Annotated in this window: 26 protein-coding genes; 9 read left to right on the top strand and 17 right to left on the bottom strand. The window is 64.9% G+C overall.

All coding sequences use genetic code 11. The annotated features are described in order from the left end of the window. Positions 1 to 236 precede the first annotated feature (236 nt). Entirely contained in the window at positions 237 to 998 is a 762-nt protein-coding gene (locus tag V8352_RS15900) for an alpha/beta fold hydrolase (RefSeq protein WP_336425287.1), read from the bottom strand. Positions 999 to 1,116: 118 nt separating this feature from the next. On the opposite strand from V8352_RS15900, the gene V8352_RS15895 reads away from it, so the two are divergent. Beyond that, positions 1,117 to 1,491 carry a hypothetical protein gene (locus V8352_RS15895; RefSeq protein WP_336425282.1) on the top strand — a complete coding sequence of 125 codons (375 nt, stop codon included), beginning with the start codon at positions 1,117 to 1,119 and terminating at the stop codon, positions 1,489 to 1,491. A 76-nt stretch (positions 1,492 to 1,567) separates the two neighbouring features. On the opposite strand, the gene glyA is transcribed toward V8352_RS15895, so the two are convergent. Then, positions 1,568 to 2,851, bottom strand: coding sequence for a serine hydroxymethyltransferase (glyA, locus tag V8352_RS15890; RefSeq protein ID WP_336425281.1), 1,284 nt, complete (start codon positions 2,849 to 2,851; stop codon positions 1,568 to 1,570). Between the two features lie 185 nt (positions 2,852 to 3,036). Here glyA and V8352_RS15885 point away from each other — a divergent pair, with 185 nt between their 5' ends. The 4 genes from V8352_RS15885 to V8352_RS15870 all read left to right on the top strand — a co-directional run bounded on the left by V8352_RS15885 (position 3,037) and on the right by V8352_RS15870 (position 5,682). Continuing rightward, positions 3,037 to 3,798: an NAD kinase gene (locus tag V8352_RS15885; protein WP_336425280.1), complete on the top strand. Its 762-nt coding sequence runs from the start codon at positions 3,037 to 3,039 to the stop codon at positions 3,796 to 3,798. A 109-nt stretch (positions 3,799 to 3,907) separates the two neighbouring features. Next, positions 3,908 to 4,105, top strand: coding sequence for a CsbD family protein (locus tag V8352_RS15880; protein WP_336425279.1), 198 nt, complete (start codon positions 3,908 to 3,910; stop codon positions 4,103 to 4,105). Between the two features lie 99 nt (positions 4,106 to 4,204). Further along, complete coding sequence (locus tag V8352_RS15875) at positions 4,205 to 4,852, top strand: sulfotransferase family 2 domain-containing protein (protein WP_336425278.1); 648 nt, start codon at positions 4,205 to 4,207, stop codon at positions 4,850 to 4,852. 194 nt (positions 4,853 to 5,046) lie between these two features. Continuing rightward, on the top strand, positions 5,047 to 5,682 hold the full coding sequence (locus V8352_RS15870; protein ID WP_336425277.1) for a Hint domain-containing protein: 636 nt from the start codon (positions 5,047 to 5,049) through the stop codon (positions 5,680 to 5,682). On the opposite strand, the gene V8352_RS15865 is transcribed toward V8352_RS15870, so the two are convergent. The 3 genes from V8352_RS15865 to V8352_RS15855 form a co-directional block, all read right to left on the bottom strand. After that, positions 5,643 to 6,278 carry a glutathione S-transferase family protein gene (locus V8352_RS15865; protein ID WP_336425276.1) on the bottom strand — a complete coding sequence of 212 codons (636 nt, stop codon included), beginning with the start codon at positions 6,276 to 6,278 and terminating at the stop codon, positions 5,643 to 5,645. The two genes, V8352_RS15870 and V8352_RS15865, sit on opposite strands and share 40 nt — an antisense overlap. Before the next feature lie 104 nt (positions 6,279 to 6,382). After that, on the bottom strand, positions 6,383 to 6,595 hold the full coding sequence (locus V8352_RS15860; protein ID WP_336425275.1) for a hypothetical protein: 213 nt from the start codon (positions 6,593 to 6,595) through the stop codon (positions 6,383 to 6,385). A 112-nt stretch (positions 6,596 to 6,707) separates the two neighbouring features. Further along, a complete protein-coding gene (locus V8352_RS15855; RefSeq protein ID WP_336425274.1) occupies positions 6,708 to 7,109 on the bottom strand; it encodes a MerR family transcriptional regulator in 402 nt (133 codons plus the stop codon). Between the two features lie 224 nt (positions 7,110 to 7,333). On the opposite strand from V8352_RS15855, the gene V8352_RS15850 reads away from it, so the two are divergent. Further along, positions 7,334 to 8,653, top strand: a complete 1,320-nt coding sequence (locus V8352_RS15850; RefSeq protein WP_336425273.1) for an MATE family efflux transporter — start codon at positions 7,334 to 7,336, stop codon at positions 8,651 to 8,653. Between the two features lie 78 nt (positions 8,654 to 8,731). Here the strand turns inward: V8352_RS15850 and V8352_RS15845 are convergent, their stop codons facing one another. From V8352_RS15845 to V8352_RS15830, 4 genes are read right to left on the bottom strand one after another with little or no spacing between them, the layout of a single operon-like run. Beyond that, the gene (locus tag V8352_RS15845; protein ID WP_336425272.1) at positions 8,732 to 10,351 is read right to left on the bottom strand and encodes a hypothetical protein; all 1,620 of its coding nucleotides are present in this window, start codon (positions 10,349 to 10,351) and stop codon (positions 8,732 to 8,734) included. A gap of 7 nt (positions 10,352 to 10,358) precedes the next feature. Beyond that, positions 10,359 to 10,709 (bottom strand): arsenate reductase (glutaredoxin), encoded by a 351-nt coding sequence (arsC, locus tag V8352_RS15840; RefSeq protein WP_336425271.1) that lies wholly within the window; start codon positions 10,707 to 10,709, stop codon positions 10,359 to 10,361. Continuing rightward, positions 10,700 to 11,758 carry a quinone-dependent dihydroorotate dehydrogenase gene (locus tag V8352_RS15835; RefSeq protein WP_336425270.1) on the bottom strand — a complete coding sequence of 353 codons (1,059 nt, stop codon included), beginning with the start codon at positions 11,756 to 11,758 and terminating at the stop codon, positions 10,700 to 10,702. Before V8352_RS15835 ends, arsC begins: the two co-directional genes overlap by 10 nt. Continuing rightward, on the bottom strand, positions 11,755 to 12,093 hold the full coding sequence (locus V8352_RS15830; protein WP_336425269.1) for a DUF952 domain-containing protein: 339 nt from the start codon (positions 12,091 to 12,093) through the stop codon (positions 11,755 to 11,757). Before V8352_RS15830 ends, V8352_RS15835 begins: the two co-directional genes overlap by 4 nt. Positions 12,094 to 12,262: 169 nt before the next feature. On the opposite strand from V8352_RS15830, the gene V8352_RS15825 reads away from it, so the two are divergent. Further along, entirely contained in the window at positions 12,263 to 13,486 is a 1,224-nt protein-coding gene (locus tag V8352_RS15825) for a class I SAM-dependent methyltransferase (RefSeq protein ID WP_336425268.1), read from the top strand. 12 nt (positions 13,487 to 13,498) lie between these two features. Here V8352_RS15825 and V8352_RS15820 read toward each other — a convergent pair whose 3' ends face one another. Genes V8352_RS15820 through V8352_RS15810 form a run of 3 tightly spaced genes read right to left on the bottom strand, consistent with a single transcriptional unit; the run spans position 13,499 to position 15,606 of the window. Further along, on the bottom strand, positions 13,499 to 14,035 hold the full coding sequence (locus V8352_RS15820) for an adenine phosphoribosyltransferase (RefSeq protein WP_336425267.1): 537 nt from the start codon (positions 14,033 to 14,035) through the stop codon (positions 13,499 to 13,501). Positions 14,036 to 14,052: 17 nt separating this feature from the next. Continuing rightward, positions 14,053 to 14,682 carry a LysE family translocator gene (locus tag V8352_RS15815; protein ID WP_336425266.1) on the bottom strand — a complete coding sequence of 210 codons (630 nt, stop codon included), beginning with the start codon at positions 14,680 to 14,682 and terminating at the stop codon, positions 14,053 to 14,055. Positions 14,683 to 14,706: 24 nt separating this feature from the next. Next, positions 14,707 to 15,606: an S-methyl-5'-thioadenosine phosphorylase gene (locus tag V8352_RS15810; protein WP_336425265.1), complete on the bottom strand. Its 900-nt coding sequence runs from the start codon at positions 15,604 to 15,606 to the stop codon at positions 14,707 to 14,709. Positions 15,607 to 15,789: 183 nt separating this feature from the next. Between V8352_RS15810 and V8352_RS15805 the strand changes: the two genes are divergently transcribed. After that, positions 15,790 to 16,272, top strand: coding sequence for a GNAT family N-acetyltransferase (locus tag V8352_RS15805; RefSeq protein ID WP_336425264.1), 483 nt, complete (start codon positions 15,790 to 15,792; stop codon positions 16,270 to 16,272). Between the two features lie 34 nt (positions 16,273 to 16,306). After that, positions 16,307 to 17,074: an EcsC family protein gene (locus V8352_RS15800; RefSeq protein WP_336425286.1), complete on the top strand. Its 768-nt coding sequence runs from the start codon at positions 16,307 to 16,309 to the stop codon at positions 17,072 to 17,074. Positions 17,075 to 17,109: 35 nt separating this feature from the next. Here the strand turns inward: V8352_RS15800 and ptsP are convergent, their stop codons facing one another. The 5 genes from ptsP to V8352_RS15775 form a co-directional block, all read right to left on the bottom strand. Then, on the bottom strand, positions 17,110 to 19,353 hold the full coding sequence (ptsP, locus tag V8352_RS15795; protein WP_336425263.1) for a phosphoenolpyruvate--protein phosphotransferase: 2,244 nt from the start codon (positions 19,351 to 19,353) through the stop codon (positions 17,110 to 17,112). A 50-nt stretch (positions 19,354 to 19,403) separates the two neighbouring features. Beyond that, the gene (locus V8352_RS15790) at positions 19,404 to 20,642 is read right to left on the bottom strand and encodes an aspartate kinase (RefSeq protein ID WP_336425262.1); all 1,239 of its coding nucleotides are present in this window, start codon (positions 20,640 to 20,642) and stop codon (positions 19,404 to 19,406) included. A gap of 193 nt (positions 20,643 to 20,835) precedes the next feature. Then, positions 20,836 to 21,264, bottom strand: a complete 429-nt coding sequence (locus V8352_RS15785; protein WP_336425261.1) for an ACT domain-containing protein — start codon at positions 21,262 to 21,264, stop codon at positions 20,836 to 20,838. Between the two features lie 81 nt (positions 21,265 to 21,345). Then, complete coding sequence (locus tag V8352_RS15780; RefSeq protein WP_336425260.1) at positions 21,346 to 21,783, bottom strand: DUF1178 family protein; 438 nt, start codon at positions 21,781 to 21,783, stop codon at positions 21,346 to 21,348. A 122-nt stretch (positions 21,784 to 21,905) separates the two neighbouring features. Beyond that, a complete protein-coding gene (locus V8352_RS15775; RefSeq protein ID WP_336425285.1) occupies positions 21,906 to 22,367 on the bottom strand; it encodes an NUDIX hydrolase in 462 nt (153 codons plus the stop codon). Between the last annotated feature and the right edge of the window lie 74 nt (positions 22,368 to 22,441).

Raw genomic sequence — 22,441 nt, 5'->3', positions numbered from 1 at the left:
GTCGCCGGTCGGCTCAAGCACCTGCCCGCGTCACCCTACGACACAACATCTGGTGTGGTCGTGAACTGACCGGAGACCCGCACACCCACACAAACCGCGAAGAAGCCATTTATTAACGCACGAGCACGAGCAGAATAAATCAGTTCATTTCCTCGACTACATGATTGATACGAAGCTTGTCGAGTGGAACGGAACCTTAAAGCTGCTGCGCCAAAAAGCTGCATCTAAGCGTTGAATCACACCCGCTCCAACCATCCCCCCGCCACATCCACAAACGCCCGTGGCTCCTCGGCATGAAGCCAATGGCCCGCCCCCTTCAGCGTCATGAAGCGCGCGTTTGGGAAGAGAGGCTTGATCACCTCGCGGTGCTCGGGGCGCACGTAATCCGACTTCTCGCCCGACAAGAACAGCGCCGGGCCGTCAAATTGCCCTGACACATCGGGAAAGCTCATGATGCGGGGCATCTCGCGCGCCAGCACATCCAGGTTCAGCCGCCAGCGCCGCTCGGCCACATCCAGCGATTGCAGGAAGAACGGCACCAGCGCCGGATCGTCCACCTCGGCCTCCAGCAAGGGGGCGGCGTCGCTGCGGCGCTCGATGCCGGAGAGGTCCACCGCCTTCATCGCCTCTATATAGGGCATCTGGCTGTGGTCATAGGTCACCGGCGCGATGTCGGCCACGATCAGGCGGTTCACCAGATTGCCGCGCGTCAGCGCCAGCATCATCGCCGCCTTGCCGCCCATCGAGTGGCCCAGCACATCCACCGGCCCATCCTCGGCTTCGATCACCTCGGCCAGATCGGCGGCAAGGTCGGGATAGCTGTGCGTGTCCTGCCAGTCGCTCATCCCGTGATTGCGCATATCCACGGCAATGACGCGGCGGCCTTCGCCCAGGCGTTTGGCGATCACGCCCCAGTTGCGGGCCGAGCCATAGAGGCCATGCGCGATCAGAAGGGCGGGGGCATCCGTGGCGGTGCCATGTTCGACGATGTTCAACATGACGCCTGCATATCGCGGCGCCGGGCCGTGTTCCAGCCCCATGACCCGCCGCGGGCCGCCGGGCCATTGAGGCTGCCGCGCGCCGGCTGTAGGATCGCGCATGGGCAAGGAGTGCGGCATGGTCGATCCCCAAAAATTCCAGAGCGATGTGGATGCCGCGTCCGAGAAGCTGCGCACGCGCCTCGGCGCGCGGGGGAGCACGCTGCGGCGGCAGTTGAGAAGCGCGGGGCGCGCCCTGCCCAAGACGGCGCGGCAGGGCGGGCGCCGTCTGGTCGAGCTTCAGGAGATGATGGCGCACCCCCGTTTGCGCCGCCTCGTGCGCGCCCCGGATGTCAGCGCCGCATTCGCCGCGCTGAACGCGCCGCTGGACCGGATCGACGTGAAGGAGCGGCGCAAGGACCGGCTGCTGGGGATTGCGGGCAGCGCGGTCGGCAACCTCATGCTGCTGGGCTTGCTTATCCTGATCGTGTTGCGCTGGCGCGGGCTGATCTGAGGCGGCTGAAACGCAAAACGGCGCCGCTGGTGTCCAGCGGCGCCGCATCAGGACGGGCGATTTAAAGCGTTTCGCCTCAAAGGTTGGGATAGAGGGGGAAGCGCTCGCACATCTGTGCGACCTCGCGGCGTACCTTGGCCTCGACCTCTTCGTTGCCATCGGGGCCATTCGCGGCCAGCCCGTCCACCACCTCGACGATCCAGTCACCGATCTGGCGGAACTCGGCCTCCTTGAAGCCGCGTGTTGTGCCCGCAGGGCTACCAAGGCGCAGACCGCTGGTGACGGTCGGCTTTTCGGGGTCGAAGGGCACGCCGTTCTTGTTGCAGGTGATATGGGCGCGGCCCAACGCGGCATCGGCGACATTGCCCTTGACGCCCTTGGGCCGCAGATCGACCAGCATCACATGCGTGTCGGTGCCGCCGGTGACGATATCGAGGCCACCCTTCATCAACTGATCGGCCAGCGCCTGCGCATTGGTGATGACCTGGCTGATGTAGCCCTTGAATTCGGGGCGCAACGCTTCGCCAAAGGCGACTGCCTTGCCCGCGATCACATGCATCAGCGGACCGCCCTGAATACCGGGGAAGATGGCACTGTTGAACTTCTTGGCCAGCGTCTCGTCATCGGTCAGGATCATGCCGCCGCGCGGGCCGCGCAGCGTCTTGTGCGTGGTCGTGGTGGCGACATGCGCATGCGGGAAGGGCGAGGGGTATGCGCCCGCGGCGATCAGGCCCGCGAAATGCGCGACATCGGCCAGCACGTAGGCGCCGACCATATCGGCGATCTCGCGGATGCGCTTGAAGTCCAGATGGCGCGGGATCGCACTGCCCCCCGCGATGATCATCGCGGGCTTATGCTCCTTGGCCAGTGCCTCGATCTCGTCATAGTCGACATCCAGCGTGTCGCGGCGCACGCCGTATTGCACGGCATTGAACCACTTGCCCGACTGGTTGGGTGCGGCGCCATGCGTCAGGTGGCCGCCCGCATCAAGGCTCATCCCCAGAATGGTATCGCCCGGCTTGAGCAGCGCGGTAAAGACGCCCTGGTTCGCCTGGCTGCCCGAGTTGGGCTGCACATTGGCAAAGCCGCAGTTGAACAGCTTGCACGCCCGTTCGATCGCCAGGTTCTCGGCCACGTCGACGAACTGGCAGCCGCCGTAATAGCGCCGGCCCGGATAGCCTTCGGCGTATTTGTTCGTCATGACAGAGCCTTGGGCCTCCATCACGGCAGCCGAGACGATGTTCTCGGAGGCGATCAGCTCGATCTCGCTGCGCTGGCGGCCCAACTCGTCGGTGATCGACGCGTAAAGCTCGGGGTCGCGCTCTGAGAGCGATTGCGTGAAGAAACCGGTGTCTGACATACGGAAGGCTCCTTGGGGTAAAATTGCTTTGACGAATGGCGTAGCCGAAAGACTACGTTATTGTAAGCAGGGAATGCGACAATTTCCTGTGGCGATGCGGCAGTGCTGGCGGCGGGGCGCAAACTGTGATGTCATTGCCGGTGCGGCGCAGCACAGGGAATTTCCAATATGACAAGGCGGGTTACATGACGCGCAGGATCGCCTTTCTGGCCAGCAGCGCGCCGATGGCACAGGCGGCACGTGCGGCGCTGATGGCGCGATATGGTGACGCACCTGCGGATGCGGCGGATGTGATCGTGGCGCTGGGCGGCGATGGCTTCATGCTCTCGACGTTGCATGTGACCCAAGGTCTGGACGTGCCGGTCTATGGAATGAACCGGGGCACCGTCGGTTTCTTGATGAATGAATACACCGAAGGCGACCTGATGGAGCGGCTGGAGGCGGCGGGCGAGGAGGTGATAAATCCCCTCTCGATGCGCGCGGAATCCGCCGATGGCACGCTGCACAACGCGCTTGCCATCAACGAGGTGTCGCTTTTGCGCGGTGGGCCTCAGGCAGCGCAGCTGCGCATTTCGGTCGATGGGCTCGTGCGCCTCGAAGAGCTGGTCTGCGACGGCGCACTGGTGTCGACGCCTGCTGGCTCGACCGCCTATAACTACAGCGCCCATGGGCCGATCCTGCCCATCGGTGCCGAGGTGCTGGCGCTCACAGCCGTGGCCGCCTTTCGCCCCCGGCGCTGGCGGGGGGCGCTCTTGCCCAAGGGCGCGCTCGTGCGTTTTGATACCTGCGAGCCGGAAAAGCGCCCGGTGATGGCTGTCGCCGACGCCCGCTCGGTCGATAATGTGCTCTGGGTCGAGATCCGGTCCGAACCCAGCATTGGCCATCGCATTCTGTTCGATCCGGGCCACGGCCTCGAAGAGCGTTTGCTGCGCGAGCAATTCGTATAAAATCTGCTGGCACCCCATGGAACCATTCGCGCGCCGCTCCGTTGTTCACCCAGAAGCGGCGAGGACTGGACCACGCCGAACAGGATTACAAACGAAGAGGAGTTCAGACATGAACTGGGACACAATCAAGGGCAACTGGAAGCAGCTCACAGGCGAAGCGAAAACGCACTGGGGCAAGCTGACGGACGACGACGTGCAACAAGCCGCAGGCGAGCGCGACAAGCTGGTCGGCAAGATTCAAGAGCGCTACGGCATCGGCAAAGAAGAAGCCGAGCGCCAAGTGGATGACTTTGCTGCAAAGCATTAGAAGCATCCCTTCTCAGATCAGTGTCATGATCGATCAAGGTGGTCCCCAGTGGGCCACCTTTTTTCTTGGCCGCACGGGCGCCTGCTCTAATCTTGCGCCATGATCATATCGCCGGGCCGCGCCTACATCTTTGTTCACATCCCCAAGACGGGCGGCACCTCGCTCAGCGCGGCACTTGAGGGGCGTGCCATGTGCGGCGATATCCTGATCGGCGACACGCCCAAGGCGCTGCGGCGGCGCGGGCGCCTGAAAGGCCTGCGGGCAAAGGGCCCACTGTGGAAGCACGCCAGCCTTGATGACATCGAGGGCGTCATGCCGCCTGAATGGATGCATCGGGCTTTTGTCTTTACCATTGTCCGCAACCCGTGGGATCGGCTGGTCAGCTATTACCACTGGCTGCGGGTGCAATCATTCGATCACCCCGCCGTCCGGGCGGCGCACGGCCACGGCTTTGCCGACTTCCTCGCGCTCCCCGAGATGCAGGCGTCAATCCGGGCTTTCCCCTACGGGCGGTATGTTCAGGCCAAGGGGCAGGACCGCTGCTGCCTCTTTATCCGGCTGGAGCGCTTTGCCGAGGATGCTGTGCCGCTGTGGGATCATCTGGGTTTCCAGCTGGCGCTGCCGCATCTCAATGCCTCGCAGCGCAGCGCGGACTATGCTGAATACTACGGCGCCGGGACGCGCCGCCTCGTCGAATCGCTTTGTGGCGAGGATATCGACAGGTTTGGATACCGGTTCGGCGCCTGAGCAAACGCACTGCCTCGTGCATAATCCGCGCATTGGGCCATGATGGTTCTCGATTGCGCCACAATGCCGCGCGCGCGCCGTCATAAGAACTGCAAGGTGCCGAAAAAACCGTGTTAACCTTGCCGCTCGCATGGCCGTCCATGGGGGGGCGTGCGTTCTGGTTTCTGAAAACCCTGCCGTTTGGGAAAGATGCGATGTTTCGATGGCTCGGCAATGACGTGGAGGCTGCGCCGGAGGTGGCCGCGGGCGTCGGCCAGACGGGACTCGCGGGGTCTGTGCGTGTGGCTGGCCCGTCGGGATGGCGCGCGGTGCGGGCTGTCGCGCCCGGCGATCTGGTGCTCACCTTTGATGCCGGGATGCAGCGCGTCGAAGAGATCCTGAGCGAGCCTGCCTGGCCGGGCCGCGGCCCCTGCCCTCACGCGCTCTGGCCAGTCGAGGTGCCAGCGGGCGCGCTGGGCAATCGCGAGGTCATGCATGTTGCACCCGACCAGCCCATCCTGATCGAAAGCGATGTGGCCGAGGCGTTGACCGGCGATCCCTTTGCGCTGGTGCCCGCGCGGGCCCTTGTGGACGCGCATGGCATCCACCGCGCGCCTCCGGCTGAAGGGGCCGAGGTCGTGACCCTTACCTTCGCGGCCGAGCAGATCGTCTTTGCCGGGGGCGGCGCGATGCTGCATTGCCCCGCAACGGCCTGCGACCTGCTTGAGGCGGGCGGCCGCGCGCCGCGCTACCCGCTTCTTGGGGGCCACGATGCGGCGCGCGCGGTGCAACAGCTTGATCGCGAGGCGGCTCAGGCGCGGTCGGCGGGGCTACCGGGCATCAAGTCATAGGGATGCTTCCAACCCGGCAATGCTTCGATCCGCGCCAGCCAGCGGTCGATGCTGGGCCACTCGGCGCGCTCGAACCCGAAGGGTTCGGGATAGAACAGATAGCCGCAGCAGCTGAAATCGGCGTGGGTTGGACCCTCTCCGACGATCCAGTCGCGCCCGGCCAGATGGGCGTCCAGTACGGCGTAGGCGGCGCTGAGCCGCCCTTGGGCAAAGGCGATCACATCGGCGTTCCGCTTGGCAGCGGGCAGGAAGTTCATCAAGAAGCGTGTCATGCCGGCCTGACTGCTCAGCTTGTGATTGTCCCACAGCACCCAGCGCATGACATCGCGCGCCTCGGCGGCAGTCGCGCCGCCGAATTTGCCAGACTTGTCCGTGATATGCATCTGGATGATGCCCGACTGCGTGATCACCTGATCGCCATCCACCAGCACCGGCACCTCGCCCATCGGGTTCAGATTGCGAAAGGCTTCGGTGCGCGTCTCGCCGTTGAAGAAATCGACATAGACCGGCTTCCAGTCGAGTCCGCTGAGCGCGAGCGGAAGCGCCGCCTTGTAGGCATTGCCGGACTCGCCCATGCAGTAAAGCTGAAGTGTCATGCGGATCCCTCTTCATTGGCCCGGCGTGGGCCCCTCATCGGCCATGACGCTGAACCGGAGGGCCGGGGGTGTCAAGGCAAGGGTCTTTGGCGCAGGCGCCCCGATCAGCGCTTGCGCGCGTCGAGTTCTGAATTGAAGAGGCGCAGGCGATGGCCGAAGGTATCCTCGTCGATCACGCTGTCGAAATTCTCGAACAGGAATGACAGCGCCTCGCCCTCGTCCAGCCCAGCCTCCTGCGCAAGACGGCGCAGACGGCGATAGCCGTCCTCGGTCATCGCGACGTTAAAGCGCCGCGTCATGCGAAAGCGTTTGGGCATCGGCGGGCTCCTTGGGGCGCGGTTCAGGCGGAATTCGCGGATCAGCCTGCCAATCCGCCCGGCCACCATAGCCCGCGCCCGCAGCGCGCGTCACCCCCTTCGCGCGCTCTGCCTATTCGGCCGCGTGCTGGGCTGCCTCGCGCTCGGTCACCATGCGGGCGACCCAATCCATCTGGGTGCGCAAATCCTCGATGGCACTGTCCAACTCAGCGCGCTGGCGGATCATGTCCTCCAGACGCTCGGACGCCAGTTCCTGCGTGCGCAGCATCTGGCTGTATTGCTGATCGCCCGCGTCATAGAGATCAAGCAGCTGACGAATCTGCTCGAGCGAGAATCCAAAGCGCTTGCCGCGCAGGATCAGCTTGAGCCTGGCGCGGTCGCGCCGGGTGAACAGACGCTTCTGGCCCTGCCTGATGGGGGCAAGCAACTCTTTCGCTTCGTAAAATCGCAATGTGCGCGGCGTAACCTCATAGGTATCGCACATTTCGCGGATGGTCATTGTCTCGCTTGTCATATGGGTGCGCGTCCGTCTTATTTCATTTGTACCGCGAGATAATATACCCAGCGTCAGATGCAACCTGCCGCCGTGCGCTGCGGCGAACCCGGCGTCACTTTTCCGTGTGTGCGCCCGTCCACGGGGGCTTGCACGTCACGTTTGCCGAGCCAATAAGAGGGCATGATGCCAACCTGCCCTGCCTTCCGCCACATGCCCTCCTGCGCGCCAGGCGGCCAGCGCCGATGATCGGCGCGGCTCACATCCGGCTGACGCATCGGCGTGTGATGCACATTGCATGGCCCATCGTGCTGTCGAATGCCACTGTGCCGCTTCTCGGCCTCGTTGATACCGGCGTGATCGGCCAGTTGGGCGAGGCGGCGCCGATCGGTGCCGTGGGCATTGGCGCGGTGATCCTGACGGCGATCTATTGGATGTTCGGGTTTTTGCGCATGGGCACCAGTGGCCTGACGGCGCAGGCGCGCGGCGCAGGCGATCGCGCCGAAGTGGCCGCGATGCTGACCCGCGCGCTGCTGATCGGGGGGGCTGGCGGGGCGCTGGTGCTGCTGGTCCATGTGCCGCTCTTTGCCGGGGCCTTTGCCATTGCGCCGGCCAGCGCCGAGGTCGAGCGCCTTGCGCAGGATTACATGGGTATCCGCGTCTGGAGCGCGCCTGCCATGATCGCCCTTTTCGGCATGACTGGATGGCTGATTGCGATGGAGCGGACGGGGGCCGTCCTTGTTATCCAACTTGTGATGAACGGGCTCAACGTCGCGCTGAATTTCTGGCTGGTTCTGGGCCTCGGGTGGGGCGTCGAGGGGGTGGCGTGGGCAAGTTTCGTGGCGGAATGGGCGGGGCTGATCGCCGCGTTCATCCTGTGCCGCGATGCGTTTCGCGTGCCTGACTGGTGCAACTGGGCGCTTGTCTTCGATATGGCGCGGCTGCGCCGCATGGCCGCGGTCAATACCGACATCCTGCTCCGCTCGGCCATGCTCGAACTGGTGCTACTGTCCTTTGTCTTTCTGGGCAGCGATCTGGGCGATGTGACACTGGCGGCCAATCAGGTGCTGGTGCAATTCTTGCATGTCAGCAGCTACATCATGGATGGCTTTGCCTTTGCCGCCGAGGCGCTGGTGGGTCAGGCCGTGGGCGCGCGGGCACGCGGCGCGGTCCGGCGCGCGTCGATCCTGACCAGCGAATGGGGTCTGGGGGCGGGCGCGGCTCTGGCGGTGTGCTTTGCGCTGTTTGGCGGCCCTGCGATAGACATGCTGGCCGCTGACGAGGGGGTGCGCGCGGCGGCGCGCACCTATCTGCCCTATATGGTGGCCGCGCCGCTTTTTGGCGCTGCGGCATGGATGCTGGACGGCATTTTCATCGGCGCGACCCGCACGCGCGATATGCGCAACATGATGGCGCTATCCCTCTTGGTCTATGGCGCCTCGGTCGTGGCGCTTGTGCCGCTTCTTGGCAATCACGGCCTCTGGATCGCGCTTCTCATCAGCTTTGCGGTGCGCGGCGTGACGCTGGGCGCGCGCTATCCCGCGCTGGAGCGGGCGGCAGGCTGAAGGCGAGGTGCGCGCATCGTTTTATATGGGGCAGCGCGCTCGGCCAAAGGCCGTGATCCGGGTTTTTGGCGGAGCGATTTAGTCGCTGGTGCGGATGCGCGAGCGCTGGACCAGCCAGATCGTCGTCAGCGGCAGCGCCACGGTCAGCACGCCCACCGTAATCAGAAGCAATCCCAGCTCGCTGTAATCGGCAGGCACGGTAATGTCGCCGGTCTCCGGGTCCGTCACCTCGCGCGTGACCAGAAAGACCTCGTTGAGGTATTTCGTCCCCAGCGCCGAGGCAGACAGGGCGAGATTACTGAATGAGGCCATGACAGCAAAGAACGTCGCCTTGAGGTTATCCGGCGCGTTGCGCGCGATCCACGCCAGCATCGGGATGAGGGCGATCTGGCTCAGCGGGCTTTCGGCGGCGGTATCCAGCACGGCGATGAAACGCGCATCGACAATGCCGAAGGTCAGCGGCGCCGTGATGTTCTGGATGCCATAGTAGAGCGCGATGTTCGGCAGCACCAGGATGCCCGAGATGATCGTCAGCGTCAGATAGACACGCGTCAGGCGGCGTTCGGCCATGTAGGGCCGCAAGACCAGCATCGCCACCAGCGTCAGAACTGCCGCGATCAGCCCCAGCACGGACAGGAACTGCGCATCAAAGCCGAGCCCGTCGATCACGAACCACGTGGCACCGGGCCCCGGCAGGGGCACCGCGCGAAAGACAAAGACGATCAGCGCGGTCCCCACCAGCATCCGCGCTTGCGACTGGCTCAGCGATTGCATCAATTGCCGCATCAAGAAGATCACGATGGCCATTGATCCGGCAAAAACGATCTCTTGGGCGAAAGGCACCTTGAGCAATCCGACCCCGAGCGACAGCACGACGAAGGCACCGCCGCCGATGAAATACCACGGGTTCACTTGCGTCGGCGGGCCGGGACGCGCGATCAGATGCGCGGTATCCTGGCCCAGCGCCTCGGCGCGCGCGATGGCGCGGCGGCGCTGCCACGCGGCCAAGATTACCCCCGAAACCGAGATGACCGGCACGATCATGGCGATGGCGTAGATGCGCGCATAGACATCCGCTTTCATCGCTTGCGGCAGATCCTCGACCCCGGCAAAGACGGTAATGTTGATCGCCGACACGATCAACGTCCCGCCGATCAACGCGATGCGGCCCAGCGTCTGCATCGTGGTGTGAAGCGCGCGGGACGTATGCTCGTCCAGCGGCTGGCCGGCGGCGTCGTGCGTCGGCACCGCCTCGACCGACATGGCATCGGCCACCGCGTCCTGAAGCACGAGGCCGCAGGGCATCAGCAGCGTCGCGCCGACGAACCACGCCTCGACCGGCATGATCGTGGCCATCGCCTCAGGGCTGGTGACGAGCAGGTACATCACGCTCAGGCTGCACGCGGCCAGCGCGGCGCCCAGCCAGACCAGCAATGCCTTCCATCGCCAGATGATGTCCACCAAGTGCCCCAGTGGCATCTTCAGCGCCCAAGGCAGCCCCGCCCAAAAGCCGAGCCCGGCGAGGAAGGCCGCTGAGAGGCCAAGGTATTCCTTGACGAAGAACGTGCCGACAATGCCGGTGATGGTCGAGACGCCGTAAGCCAGATAGACCATCAGCGGCGGCAGGTAGGACCACCGCATCTGCCGCGCAAGATCAAAGAGCGTGGCGTCGATCCATCTGGCGACGGGTGCGATCATCGCGGCCTCACATATCCAGAAGGCGCAGCACCGCCTCGGGCGGGCGGCCGAGCACGGCGCGCGTGTCCGTCATGGCAAGGGGCCGCTCGATCAGGATCGGATGCGCGGCCATCGCGGCGAAAAGGGCATCATCGCTTGCGTCACTGGTCAGCCCCGCCGCCTTGAACGCGGCCTCGCCGCTGCGCACCATGGCGATCACTGGCCCGCCCAAAAGTGCATGTGTGCCGCGCAACTCTGCCTCGCTGGGGGCGTCCTCCAGATAGCGGCGCAGGGTCAGCGCGCCGCGTGCCTCCAGAAGCGCGAGCGCCGCGCGTGATTTTGAGCAGCGTGGATTATGCCAAAGCGTTATCACAGCCATTCCGCGCGCCCCGTCCCCACGGCCTCGGCCACATTGGCAAAACCGTCCGCCTCCAGCAATCGGTCCAGCCCCCGTGCGATGCGCGGCACCAAGCCAAGCCCCTCGTAGACCAGCGCCGAATATAGCTGCACGGCGGATGCGCCTGCGCGGATCTTGGCATAGGCATCCTCGGGCGAGGCCACGCCGCCGACGCCGATCAGGGGCATCTTACCATCCGTCAACAGCGAGAGGCGGGCCAGAACGCGGGTCGACCGCTCAAAGAGCGGCGCGCCCGACAGCCCGCCGGCCTCGCCCCTATGCGCACTGGTCAGACCACAGCGGTCAAGCGTCGTATTGGTGGCGATGATCCCGGCCAAACCCGTGCTGCGCGCCACCTCGGCAATTTCGCCCAGCGCCGCATCATCAAGGTCCGGCGCGATTTTCAGAAAGACGGGGATGGGTTTCTCCAGCCAGTTGCGCGCCTCCATGACCCCGACCAGAAGCGCACGCAGCGCGGCGCCCCCCTGCAGATCGCGCAGCTTTTCGGTATTGGGGCTAGACACGTTTACCGTGGCAAAATCCAGATGACGCCCGCAATGCGCCAGCACGCGGGCAAAATCCTCGGCCCGGTCGTCGCTGTCCTTGTTGGCACCAAGGTTCAGGCCGACCACCGCGCGCTCGGGCCGCTGCGCCAGCCGCGCTGCCGCCGCCTCCATCCCAAGGTTGTTGAAGCCGAACCGGTTGATGACGGCGCGGTCCTCGGGCAGGCGAAACAGGCGCGGACGCGGATTGCCCACCTGTGCGCGCGGCGTCACCGCACCCACTTCGATCATGCCAAAGCCTGCGCGTGCGAGCGGCGCCAGCGCCTCGGTGTTCTTGTCAAACCCCGCGGCCAGCCCGACGGGATTGTCCAGCCGCAACCCCGCCACCTCGCAGGCAAGGCGCGGCGATGTCACACGGCCCGGCAGCGGCACCAGCCCGCTGCGCAGCGCCCTCAGGGCCAGCCCATGCGCGCGTTCGGGGTCGAGGCGGCGCAACAGGGCCAGGCCCATCCTCTCGGCCCCGCTCATTCGGCGCCTGCCGGAAACTGGTGCGCGCCATCCTTCAGCGGCAAGGGCTGTGCCCAGGCCACATCCGACAGGCGCAATTCACGGTAGAGATGCGGAAAGAGGGCGCCGCCCCGCGACGGCTCCCACTTCAGCGCATCGCCCAGCCGGTCGCCTTCTATGCCCAGCAGAAAGAGACCATCCGCTTGGGCAAAATGTTTGGCCGCCGTCTCGGGCGCCTGCTCGGGCGTCGACAGGTGCACATAACCATCGGCCACATCCACCGGCGCGCCCGCGCTGGTGCCGTCCCGGCGCAAGGCCGTCCACTCGTCTGCGCGAAATATCTTGTAGAGTATCATGCCTCCCTGATGCCGCGCTCCGCCGCCTTGGTCAAGCAATCCCGCAGGGGGCGCCACCCCCGGCTTTCATTGTTCTGGAAATACTCATTCCACAGCCTGCGGCGCGCGCAACCTTTGCAGGATGCGCGAAATCGGCCATACCCGATACATCATCATGAGGGCGCCCACCATGAGCCAGGTCAAATCGCAATACGAGGCCTATCCTTATCCCGCGCGCGACCCGGCGGACGAGGCCAAAAGGCTCATCACCGGCTCGCCTTCGCACCCGCTCGAGATCGACCATTTTCTCTTTTCAGGCGCGCGCGACTGGTCGCGGCCCCTGCGTGTTCTTGTCGCGGGTGGTGGCACGGGGGACGGGCTGATCCAGCTTGCGCAGATGATGACCCAGATGCGGCGCCCCCATGAGATCACATATGTCGACCTCAGCTCCGCCTCGCGCCGCATCGCCGAGGCGCGCGCCAAGGCACGGGGACTTGGCGGCATCCGCTTCGTCACGGGCTCCTTGCTGGATGCGCCCGATCTGGGGGCCTTCGACTACATCGACTGCTGCGGCGTGCTCCATCACTTGGCTGATCCGGCGGCCGGGTTTGCCGCGCTTCACGCGGCGCTTGCGCCCGAGGTGTGCGAGGCGGGTGGTGGCCTTGGCTTCATGGTCTATGCGCCGCATGGGCGCGCGGGCGTCTATCCGTTGCAGGCCGCCTTCGGCGCGCTTTTCGAGGGGCTGGCGCCCGAAGCGCGGCTGACTGCGGCGCGCGCGCTGGTGGCGCAGCTTCCCGGCGGGCATCCCTTTGCACGCAACCCCAACCTGGGCGATCACAAGGACAGCGATGCGGGCTTTTACGATCTGCTGCTGCATTCGCAGGACCGCGCGTTCGACGTGACCGAGCTTCTTGAGGTGCTGGCGCAGAGCGGCTGGGCGCTGGGCGGCTTTACCATCCCCGCGCTCTACGATCTGTCGCGCATCATGGGCGCGGCGGGGCAGGCCATGCCCGAGCATCTGGACCCGGCCCAGCAGATGGTGGTGGCCGAGCGTCTGCGTGGCACGATCAAGACCCATGTCGCCTATGCCCTGCCCAAGGGCTCGCATCATGCGCCGCCCACGGGACGCAAGACATCGTCCATCCCGCATCTCAAGGGGATCGAGGCCGCCCCCTTGGCGCAGGCCATCGCGCGGGGCGCAGCGCCCAAGCTGAGCTTTGCCGGGATCGACGCGGTGCTGCGCCTGCCGCGCGAGGCAGCCTCCCTGATTGCGGCCATCGACGGGCGGCGCAGCATCGGGCAGATCGCTGTCGCCAGCGGCATGGACCCGATCCGCGCGGGCGCCCTCTGGGCCACGCTTCACAAGGAATTGGGCGATTGGGGGTTACTGCTCTATTCCAGGGCGTTGGTTTGAAAGCACGCTGGCCTAGTCGCCGTCAAAGGCCACCAATGTGCGCACGTCCATCCCCATCGCCGTCAGCCGCGCGCGTCCGCCTAGATCGGGCAGGTCCACGACAAAACTACAGGCTGCGATCTGCGCACCCAGACGCTCCAGCAGGGCGATGCCGGCCTCGGCCGTGCCGCCCGTGGCCAATAGATCATCGACGATCAGCACCGTCTCGCCCGGCTCTATGGCGTCGTCATGCAGCTCGAACGTCGCCGTGCCATATTCCAGCGCATACTCTTGACGGATCACCGCGCCGGGCAATTTGCCTGCCTTGCGCACCGGAACAAAACCCGCGCCAAGCCTGCAAGCGACCGCGCCACCCAAGATGAAGCCGCGCGCCTCCAGCCCGATCACCTTGTCGATCCTCTTGCCCTCCCACGGCGCAGCCATCAGCGCGACAGTGCGGGCAAAACCCGAGGGATCGGCAAGAAGCGTGGTCACATCCCGAAACATGATCCCCGGTTCGGGAAAGTCGGGAATGGTGCGGATGAGCGCGCGGAGGGATGCGTCGGGCATGCTGTTCTGCTCCTCGCTCATGCCGCGCCCCGCCGCAGCGCTGCGGTCGTCAGCCCCATCGCGACGAGGGCGCCGCCGCCCGCGCGGGTCAGCCACGCAATGACGCGTGGCTGACCGATACGCGCGCGCATCCTGTCCGCCAACAGCGCATAGGCCAGCGTGTTGAGCGCAGCGAGCGTCACGAAGGTGGCGATCAGGATTGCGAACTGCGTAGCGAGCGGCGCCTCCAGCACCACGAACTGCGGCACGAAGGCGATAAAGAAGGCAATGGATTTCGGGTTGAGCGCCGTCACGGCGGCGGCGTGCCAAAAAACACCGCGCCCGGTCACCTGCGCGCCTTGCGGCAGATCGAGACCCGCGCGGGGCGCGCTGCGCATCAGCCGGATACCAAGCCAGACTAGGTAGAGTGCTCCGATCCACTTCAACGCGGTAAACAGCGTGGCCGAGGCCAGCACCAACGCCCCCAGCCCCAGCAGCGACGCCGTCATCGCCACCAGATCGCCAAGGGCCACGCCCCCCGCCGAGGCCAGCGCGACGCCGCGCCCTTTGCTCAGCGCATAGCTGAGCACCAGAAGGACGGTTGGGCCTGGGATCAGCAAAAGTGCGGTCGAGGCGGCCACGAAGGCTAGCCAGAGGTCAAGGGACATGGGGCGGCTCCTGTCCTGAAAGGATCATTCGGTCGCCCCATTCAGCACACGGCCCGCCACCGCGTCCAGCCTTTCCACCAGCGCCGGGTCGCGCGCCTCGGGCGCGGTCAGGATCGCATGGTCCAGCGCGCGGTCGCAGCCTTGCGGGCAGGGCGTGGTGCTGCCCGCTTGATCCGTCGCCAGAAAGGAGGGCAGCGCGCGCAGCATGTCCTTGGCGCGCGTCGCATTGCCTATGAGGGTTGCGATGATGGCGGTCACATCCACTTCGCCGTGATCGGGATGCCAGCTGTCGTAATCGGTGATCATCGCGACAGAGGCGTAGCACAGCTCGGCCTCGCGGGCGAGTTTGGCCTCGGGCATGCCGGTCATGCCGATCACGTCGCAACCCCACACCTCGCGGTAGAGCTTTGATTCGGCCAGCGTCGAGAACTGCGGGCCTTCCATGGCCAGATACGTCCCGCCGCGATGCACGCGGCTGCCGGTCGCCTCGGCGGCATCTGCGCAGGCGCTGCCGAGGCGCGCGCATGTCGGCTGCGCGACGCTGACATGCGCGGCGCAGCCCAGGCCAAAGAAGGATTTCTCGCGTCCGAAGGTGCGGTCGATGTATTGGTCCAGGACCACGAAATCGCCCGGTGCCATTTCCTCTCGGAACGAGCCGCAGGCCGAGGCGCTGACGACATCCGTGACGCCAAGGCGTTTCAGCGCGTCGATATTGGCGCGGTAGGGCACCGATGTGGGGGTGTGAACATGGCCGCGCCCGTGCCGGGGCACGAAGGCCATGGGCATGCCGTCCAATGTGCCGGTCAGGATGCGGTCCGATGGCGCGCCAAAGGGGGTGGTGACCTCGCGCCATTCGGCGCCTTCGAGCCCATCCATGTCATAGACGCCCGAGCCGCCGATCACGCCGATCATTCTGCCTGTCATGTCGCTCTCCTGCCGCTATGCTTTTGCTGCTCTGGCGCCAAGATGTAGGGCGGCGCGAGATGAATGAAAAGTACAGCGTATCCGCAGGGCTGGCGCGCCTGCCCCAAGGGCTTCTGCGCAATTGTGACCCGCCGCGCGTCATGCTAGCCAAGCCTTCAACGAAGTGAGTGGAGCGGCGCGCCAGTGGAACTCAGGCCCGAGACGGAGGCGGACTGGTGGGAGGTCGAGGCACTGCTCGACCTTTGCTTTGCGCCGGGGCGCGAGGCGCTGTCGTCCTATCGTCTGCGCGAGGGCATCCCGCCGGTGCCCGGCCTCAGCGCGGTGGCGCGTGACGAGGGGGATATCCTCGCCGGGGCGATACGCTATTGGCCGGTGCGCATCGGGGCGGCGACCGCGCTGCTGCTGGGGCCCATCGCGGTGCATCCGACCCATCAGGGCGAAGGGTTGGGCGCGTATCTGATGCGCAGCTCGCTGGCCACCGCGCGCGAGCGGGGGTGGGAGCGGGTGATGCTGGTGGGCGATGCGCCATATTATGGGCGCTTTGGCTTTGACCGGCTCGATCTTGTCGAGATGCCCCCGCCGACGAACCCCGACCGTGTGCTGGGCCTTGATCTGGTGCCGGGCGCCTGGGCGGGAATTGCCGGGAAAGTGACGCGCGCCGCTTGAATCCCGCCGCGTTTGCGCCGATCTTTACCCGATGATGGATCTTCTTGACCCCCCGATCGACAAGGCGGCTGTTGCCGCGCGGCTGGATGCGTTAGCGCGGCGCCATGCGCGTGCGGGCAATCTGGGCATTCAGGTGCTGAACGTCGTGGGCGGGCGCGCCGAGGCGCTGATTAACCGGCTGCCGGAGGATGTGCGCATCCGGCTGGAGAGCGGCACGACGCAGGCGCTCGAGATGGCGATGGGCGCGGCCCACCGCTCGCGCGGAGTGGTTGGCACGCAGCCCGGCTGGCTGAACCGCGCGGTGACGACGGCGATGGGCGCGGCAGGCGGTTTTGGCGGGCTGCCAAGCGCGATGGCCGAATTGCCGATCACCACCACGATCCTGCTGCGCGCCATTCAGGATGTCGCGGGCGAATATGGGTTCGATCCCGCCGAAGAGGGTGTGCGCTTTGACTGCGTGCAGGTCTTTGCGGCGGCGGGCCCGCTCGATCACGATGACGGCGCGGATCTGGCATTTCTGACCACGCGCGTCGCGGTCACGGGCAAGGCGATGCAGGCGCTGATTGCCAAGGTCGCCCCGCGCCTGAGCGTTGTGTTGGGGCAGAAACTGGCGGCGCAGACGGTGCCGGTGCTGGGCGCGGCGGCGGGGGCGGCGACGAATTACGCATTTACCAGTTATTACCAGCAGATGGCGCATGTGCATTTCGGGCTGCGCCGGCTCGCTATCGAGGCGGATATGACCCATGCCGAACTGCTGGAGCAGTTTCGCAAGCGCATCGAGGCGCCTGTGAAACGCCCCTGAACGTGGCTGAACCCGATTGAAAGGGCTGCGGTGCGCTAGAGCTTCTCGCGCAGATATTCCATCACCGCGCCGCGCACCGATTGATCGCCGCGCAGGCCGGCGGCGTCAATTACGCTGCGCAGCTCGTTCAGATCGGTGCGGCGCAGGATGGACTTGACCGGTCCGATGGAGGCAGGCCGCATCGAAAGGCTGCGCATGCCGATGGCGGCAAGGCACGCGGCCTCGACCGGGCGGCCCGCATCCTCGCCGCAAAAGCTGAGCGGGGTGTCAGTGGCCAGGCAGCGCTCGACGATGCCTTGCAAAAAGGTGAGGAAACTGACGTTGAGCGTGTCATATCGGCGTCTCACACGCTCGTTCTCGCGGTCGGCGGCAAAGAAGAACTGTTTGAGATCGTTGCCCCCGATCGAGAGGAAATCGACGCTGCGATAGAATTGATCGGGCGCGTAGGCGAGGCTGGGTGTTTCCAGCATCGCACCCAGTTTCAGCGTTTCGGGCAGGGGGTGGCCCAAAATACGCTCGCGCTCCATCGCCTTGTCCATTTCGGCGCGGCCTGCATCGAACTCTTCTCGCTGGGCGACAAAGGGGAACATGATCGACAGGGGCCGCCCGTTTGCACCCCGAATGAGCGCCTGAAGCTGCATCCGCATCACGCCCGGCTTGTCGAGGCCGACGCGGATCGCGCGCCAGCCAAGGGCGGGGTTTGGCTCGTCGGTGGCCTTCATGTAGGGCAGCACCTTGTCCGAGCCGATGTCGAGCGTGCGAAAGACAACGTCGCGGCCCTTCGCGGCGTCCATGACGCGCGCATAAAGCTCGCTCAGCTCGGCCCGCTTTGGCATCTTTGAGCGCACGAGAAACTGAAGCTCGGTCCGGAAGAGGCCAACGCCATCCGCGCCCGAGCCTTCAAGGCTGGGCAGATCGGCCATCAGCCCGGCATTCATCGAGAGCGACAAAGTCCGCTTGCAAAGCGTCGTTGCAGGCTTGTCCCGGATCGAAGCATAGCGCTCCTGCGCCTTGGCCTGCATCGCCATCTTGTCGCTGAAGGCGTTGAATACGGTGTCGTCAGGGCGCAGATGGACGACGCCCTGATCGCCGTCCACCAGAATAGGATCCCCATTCAGCGCTTCGGTGGTGATGTTCTTGGCGTGGATCACCAAAGGGATGGCCAGTGCGCGGGCGACGATGGTGGCATGGCTGCCGACCGATCCCTCCTCCAGCACGATCCCCTTCAGGCTGCGGCCATAATCCAGCAGCTCGGCCGGGCCGATATTGCGCGCGATCAGGATGGGATCGGCGGGCATTTCGGCGCCCGTCTCATTGCCTTGGCCGGTCAGAATACGCAGCAGGCGATTGCTGAGATCGTCAAGGTCATGCAGGCGGTCGCGCAAATACGCGTCAGCAACCTGTCCCAAGCGCGCGCGGGCGGTCGATTGCTCTTTCTCTACGGCGGCCTCGGCAGACAGGCCGCGCTCGATATCCTGCTCCATCCGGCGCATCCAGCCTTTGGAGTTGGCGAACATCCGGTAGGCTTCGAGCACTTCGAGCTGGTCCTTGTCGCCAAAGCGCGCGCTGGTGAGCATGCGGTCGACACCCACACGCAACTCGTCGACCGCCTCATTGAGGCGCTCCAACTCGCGGGTGGGATCTTCGGCGATGAGGTTGGTGACAACGACGCGCGGCTCGTGAAGCCAGACATGGCCCCGTGCCGTCCCCTCCTGCGCGGTGGAGCCGCGAAAGAGGACCGGATTTTGGTGGCGCGCCGACATGGCGGCGCCCTCGCCGATAAAGGCGCCCAGCTCGGCCATTTCGGCCAAGACCATTGCGATCACCTCGACGGCATAGATTTCCTCTTCGGAAAAGGTGCGCGCATCCTTGGACTGCACCACCAGCACGCCCAGCTTTTCGCCGAGGCGCTGGATCGGCACGCCCATGAAGGACGAATACCGCTCTTCGCCGGTTTCCGGCATGAAACGAAAGCCCCGTGTGCTGGGCGCATCGTCGGTGTTGATGACCTGGCCCGTGCGCGCCACGCGCCCCACAAGCCCCTCGCCCAGCCTCATGCGGGTTTCATGCACGGCGGAGGCATTGAGACCCTCGGTCGCGCACAGCTCCAGCGTGTCCTCGTCGCGGAAAAGGTAGATCGAGCAGACCTCGATTCGCATTTCCTCGGCGATCAGATGCGTGATCTGGTCGAGCCGCGCCTGCCCGGCTGCATCCTCGGCCATGACGGCGCGCAGGCGGCCCAGCATCTGGCGGCTGTCGGTGTGGAACTCATGGCTCATCAGCGTATCGCCTATCCACCGTGTCTGTCAGGAGAGGAGGGCCGATCGGCTCAGCCCGCCTTGTCCAACTGAAACGCATCATGCAGCGCCTGCACGGCGAGTTCCATGTATTTCCTGTCGATCAGCACGGAAATCTTGATCTCGGAGGTCGATATGACCTTGATGTTGATGCCTTCATCGCTGAGCGTCTTGAACATCTGTGCGGCCACGCCCGACTGGCTGCGCATGCCGATGCCCACTGCCGACACCTTGGCCACATCGGTGTCGGCCATGAGGTCGCCATACTCGATCTGGCCCGCGGCCACCGCATCCTTCATCGCCTTTTCAGCGCGCATCACCTGATCGGTGGGGCAGGAAAAGGTCATATCGGTCTGCCCGTCTTCCGAGATGTTCTGGATGATCATGTCGACATTGACGCCCGCATCGCTGAGCGGCCCGAAAATGGCGGCGGCGATGCCGGGGCGGTCCGCCACGGACAGAAGGGTCATCTTGGCCTCGTCGCGGGAATAGGCGATGCCGGTCACAACATTGGATTCCATGATTTCCTCCTCGGCGCAGACAAGGGTGCCGGCGTCATCTGATTGTTCCTCGAAACTGCTGAGCACGCGCAGCCTGACGTTGTAGCGCATCGCCAGCTCGACCGAGCGGGTTTGCAGAACCTTTGCGCCAAGGCTGGCGAGTTCCAGCATCTCCTCGAAGGCGATGCGGTCCAGCTTGCGCGCCTTGGACGAGATGCGCGGATCGGTGGTATAGACGCCGTCCACATCGGTGTAGATGTCGCAGCGCTCGGCGCCCATTGCGGCGGCAAAGGCCACCGCGGTGGTATCCGAGCCGCCCCGGCCCAGCGTGGTGATGCGGCCCTCGGGGCTGATGCCCTGAAACCCGGCGACGACGGCGACGCGCATGCCTTGGGCAAACTTGGCCATGATGTTCTCGGGCGGAATGTCTTCGATCCGGGCGGCGCTATGCGCGGTCGTGGTCTTGACCGGCACCTGCCAGCCCTGCCAGCTGCGCGCGGGGATATCCATTTCCTGCAAGGTGAGCGCCATCAGCCCCGCCGTGACATTTTCACCCGACGAAACCACGGCGTCATATTCGCGCGCATCATAGAGCGGCGATGTCTCGTTCACCCAACCGACCAGTTCGTTTGTCTTGCCCGACATGGCCGAAACGATGACTATGACGTCATAGCCCTTGGCCACCTCGACGCCGACGCGCTTGGCAGCGCGGCGGATGCGGTCGGGGTTGGCGACGGAGGTGCCACCGAATTTCATCACGAGAACGGGCATGTAAAGTGTCCCTTGGATATGTTCGCAGGCGGTTTACGCGGCGCGAGGTCCGAGAGCAAGAGCAGCGACAAATGGCTCCGCCGAAACGATGGATCACCGCTTTGGCGGAGCGCAGTGCAAAATGTGAAGGATACAGACATAGCCTGAATCTGATGCCACAGGTCAAAGACGTGGAACTTGAGGCCTGCCACGGTCAGTCGGAGCGCCGCACACGCCCATATCCGGACGCCTCTCGCACCATTTCGCCAAGGGCTGTCATTGCGTCCTCGGCGCGATCCGTCGGCACAAAAAGATGGTCGTGGTAATAGCCCGCAACGGGATTGACGCCCATCCCAAGGACCGCGAGCCGCGTCGTGACCTTGGACAGAAAGCCGACGGCATCAAGGGCCGAGTGGACATCCAAGGTAATCATGCGGCAGGCAAACACGTGGTCCAGCCCTGCGGCCTTGGCCTCAGTCTCGGTCACTATGATCGTCAGGCCCTCGCCCTCCTGCATGGTCATGCGCGGGGCAAGGCCGGGCGGGATGTTGCGATCCGGCAGAGTGGCAAAGACATAGGTTTCGGGGTCAAGAACCGGCGACATTTCGGCCAAGAGGCGTTTGAGGTCATGCTCGCCGGTCATTGCGCACCTGTTTTCTGGAGTTACTGCCAAGAACCATTCTATGCGCCGACTGTCCAGCTTGCGGTGGTCCGGCGTGCGGCATCAATTCACCTTGCGGGATGTGCGGAACGGCAGGGGCAGGACGGGCACGCCATCCTCGATCAGCTTGCGGGCCTCGGTCAGCTTGGCCTCGCCATGGATCGGCCTTGAGGGGGTTTCGCCCTCGTGCATCTGCCTTGCCTGATTGACGAAATCGGTGCCGACATAATCCGAATGCGCCTCGACCTTGCGGCGCAACTCGGCCATCGCCTGCTCGGCGGGGGTCGCGGGCGCGCTCAGGCTGTGGCGCTGGTCGGGGTCTGCCGCCTCGCCGCGTCCAGCGCGGACGCTGGGCGCCATCACGGATTTTTCGACATCCGTGGCGCCGCAGATCGCGCAGGCGACCATCTTGCGCGCGGCGAGCGTGTCATAGGCATCCGCAGACTGGAACCAGCTGTCAAATTGGTGCCCTTGCGCACATTTCAAAGAAAATTTTATCATCTTTCCAAGGCTCAACAGAGGCTACACGGTCTTTGGCTGCAAACTGCGTTAGTTCAAGCAAATGACGCAGCGCAACCGTTTTGCGACCGCAACTGCCCGGTAAATCAGGCCATGACTTGCTGTCAGGCCATGACTTGCCGAGGATCAAAATTGGCGATCAGATACGCCAAATCGGGCTCGTCCACGAGCGCCGCGGCCTTTTGGGGGCGCAGCCATTTGCGCTTGCGCTCGAATGCCTCTGGATAATCGTCGGTCATTTCGCGGACCTTGAGGGCATAGATCATGGTCACGCAGGGCAGATCGTCGCCATCCTCAAGCGCCTTGCGGTAGGAGTAGAGGCCAAGGCAACGTTCGAAAACACGGCCGCGCACGCCCGCTTCTTCCCATGCTTCGATTTCGGCGGCCTGTGCTGGTGTCTTGCCATCCATCGGCCACCCCTTGGGCACGATCCAGCGCCCGGTGCCTCGGCTGGTGACAAGCAGAACCTCAGGCTTGCCGCGTCGCATACGGAAGCAAAGTGCACCAAATTGGGTGCGCACGTCGCTCTTGTGAGCGTCGCTCAGATTTATTGGCTCAAGAGCCATGGGAGAGTTCATGCTCACCTTATAATTCTGTCTTGTGCTGCTGCTCGGGGTCAATTCGGTAAGTCGGTCGTTGT

Source organism: Roseovarius sp. D0-M9 (assembly GCF_037083805.1).
Lineage (GTDB): Bacteria > Pseudomonadota > Alphaproteobacteria > Rhodobacterales > Rhodobacteraceae > Roseovarius.
Note: the sequence above shows the minus strand (reverse complement) of the source record. Positions and strands in the feature narration are given on the sequence as shown.

Coding starts and splice junctions, on each gene's coding strand:
- V8352_RS15775 (WP_336425285.1), bottom strand. CDS start 22,367: ATGGCTCTTGAGCCAATAAATCTGAGCGACGCTCACAAGAGCGACGTG.
- V8352_RS15860 (WP_336425275.1), bottom strand. CDS start 6,595: ATGCCCAAACGCTTTCGCATGACGCGGCGCTTTAACGTCGCGATGACC.
- V8352_RS15900 (WP_336425287.1), bottom strand. CDS start 998: ATGTTGAACATCGTCGAACATGGCACCGCCACGGATGCCCCCGCCCTT.
- V8352_RS15835 (WP_336425270.1), bottom strand. CDS start 11,758: ATGAGCGGGGCCGAGAGGATGGGCCTGGCCCTGTTGCGCCGCCTCGAC.
- V8352_RS15895 (WP_336425282.1), top strand. CDS start 1,117: ATGGTCGATCCCCAAAAATTCCAGAGCGATGTGGATGCCGCGTCCGAG.
- V8352_RS15885 (WP_336425280.1), top strand. CDS start 3,037: ATGACGCGCAGGATCGCCTTTCTGGCCAGCAGCGCGCCGATGGCACAG.
- V8352_RS15800 (WP_336425286.1), top strand. CDS start 16,307: ATGGATCTTCTTGACCCCCCGATCGACAAGGCGGCTGTTGCCGCGCGG.
- V8352_RS15785 (WP_336425261.1), bottom strand. CDS start 21,264: ATGACCGGCGAGCATGACCTCAAACGCCTCTTGGCCGAAATGTCGCCG.
- V8352_RS15820 (WP_336425267.1), bottom strand. CDS start 14,035: ATGCCCGACGCATCCCTCCGCGCGCTCATCCGCACCATTCCCGACTTT.
- V8352_RS15875 (WP_336425278.1), top strand. CDS start 4,205: ATGATCATATCGCCGGGCCGCGCCTACATCTTTGTTCACATCCCCAAG.
- V8352_RS15870 (WP_336425277.1), top strand. CDS start 5,047: ATGTTTCGATGGCTCGGCAATGACGTGGAGGCTGCGCCGGAGGTGGCC.
- V8352_RS15825 (WP_336425268.1), top strand. CDS start 12,263: ATGAGCCAGGTCAAATCGCAATACGAGGCCTATCCTTATCCCGCGCGC.
- V8352_RS15850 (WP_336425273.1), top strand. CDS start 7,334: ATGATCGGCGCGGCTCACATCCGGCTGACGCATCGGCGTGTGATGCAC.
- V8352_RS15780 (WP_336425260.1), bottom strand. CDS start 21,783: ATGATAAAATTTTCTTTGAAATGTGCGCAAGGGCACCAATTTGACAGC.
- V8352_RS15810 (WP_336425265.1), bottom strand. CDS start 15,606: ATGACAGGCAGAATGATCGGCGTGATCGGCGGCTCGGGCGTCTATGAC.
- V8352_RS15845 (WP_336425272.1), bottom strand. CDS start 10,351: ATGATCGCACCCGTCGCCAGATGGATCGACGCCACGCTCTTTGATCTT.
- V8352_RS15865 (WP_336425276.1), bottom strand. CDS start 6,278: ATGACACTTCAGCTTTACTGCATGGGCGAGTCCGGCAATGCCTACAAG.
- arsC (WP_336425271.1), bottom strand. CDS start 10,709: ATGGCTGTGATAACGCTTTGGCATAATCCACGCTGCTCAAAATCACGC.
- V8352_RS15790 (WP_336425262.1), bottom strand. CDS start 20,642: ATGCCCGTTCTCGTGATGAAATTCGGTGGCACCTCCGTCGCCAACCCC.
- V8352_RS15855 (WP_336425274.1), bottom strand. CDS start 7,109: ATGACAAGCGAGACAATGACCATCCGCGAAATGTGCGATACCTATGAG.
- V8352_RS15830 (WP_336425269.1), bottom strand. CDS start 12,093: ATGATACTCTACAAGATATTTCGCGCAGACGAGTGGACGGCCTTGCGC.
- V8352_RS15880 (WP_336425279.1), top strand. CDS start 3,908: ATGAACTGGGACACAATCAAGGGCAACTGGAAGCAGCTCACAGGCGAA.
- glyA (WP_336425281.1), bottom strand. CDS start 2,851: ATGTCAGACACCGGTTTCTTCACGCAATCGCTCTCAGAGCGCGACCCC.
- ptsP (WP_336425263.1), bottom strand. CDS start 19,353: ATGAGCCATGAGTTCCACACCGACAGCCGCCAGATGCTGGGCCGCCTG.
- V8352_RS15815 (WP_336425266.1), bottom strand. CDS start 14,682: ATGTCCCTTGACCTCTGGCTAGCCTTCGTGGCCGCCTCGACCGCACTT.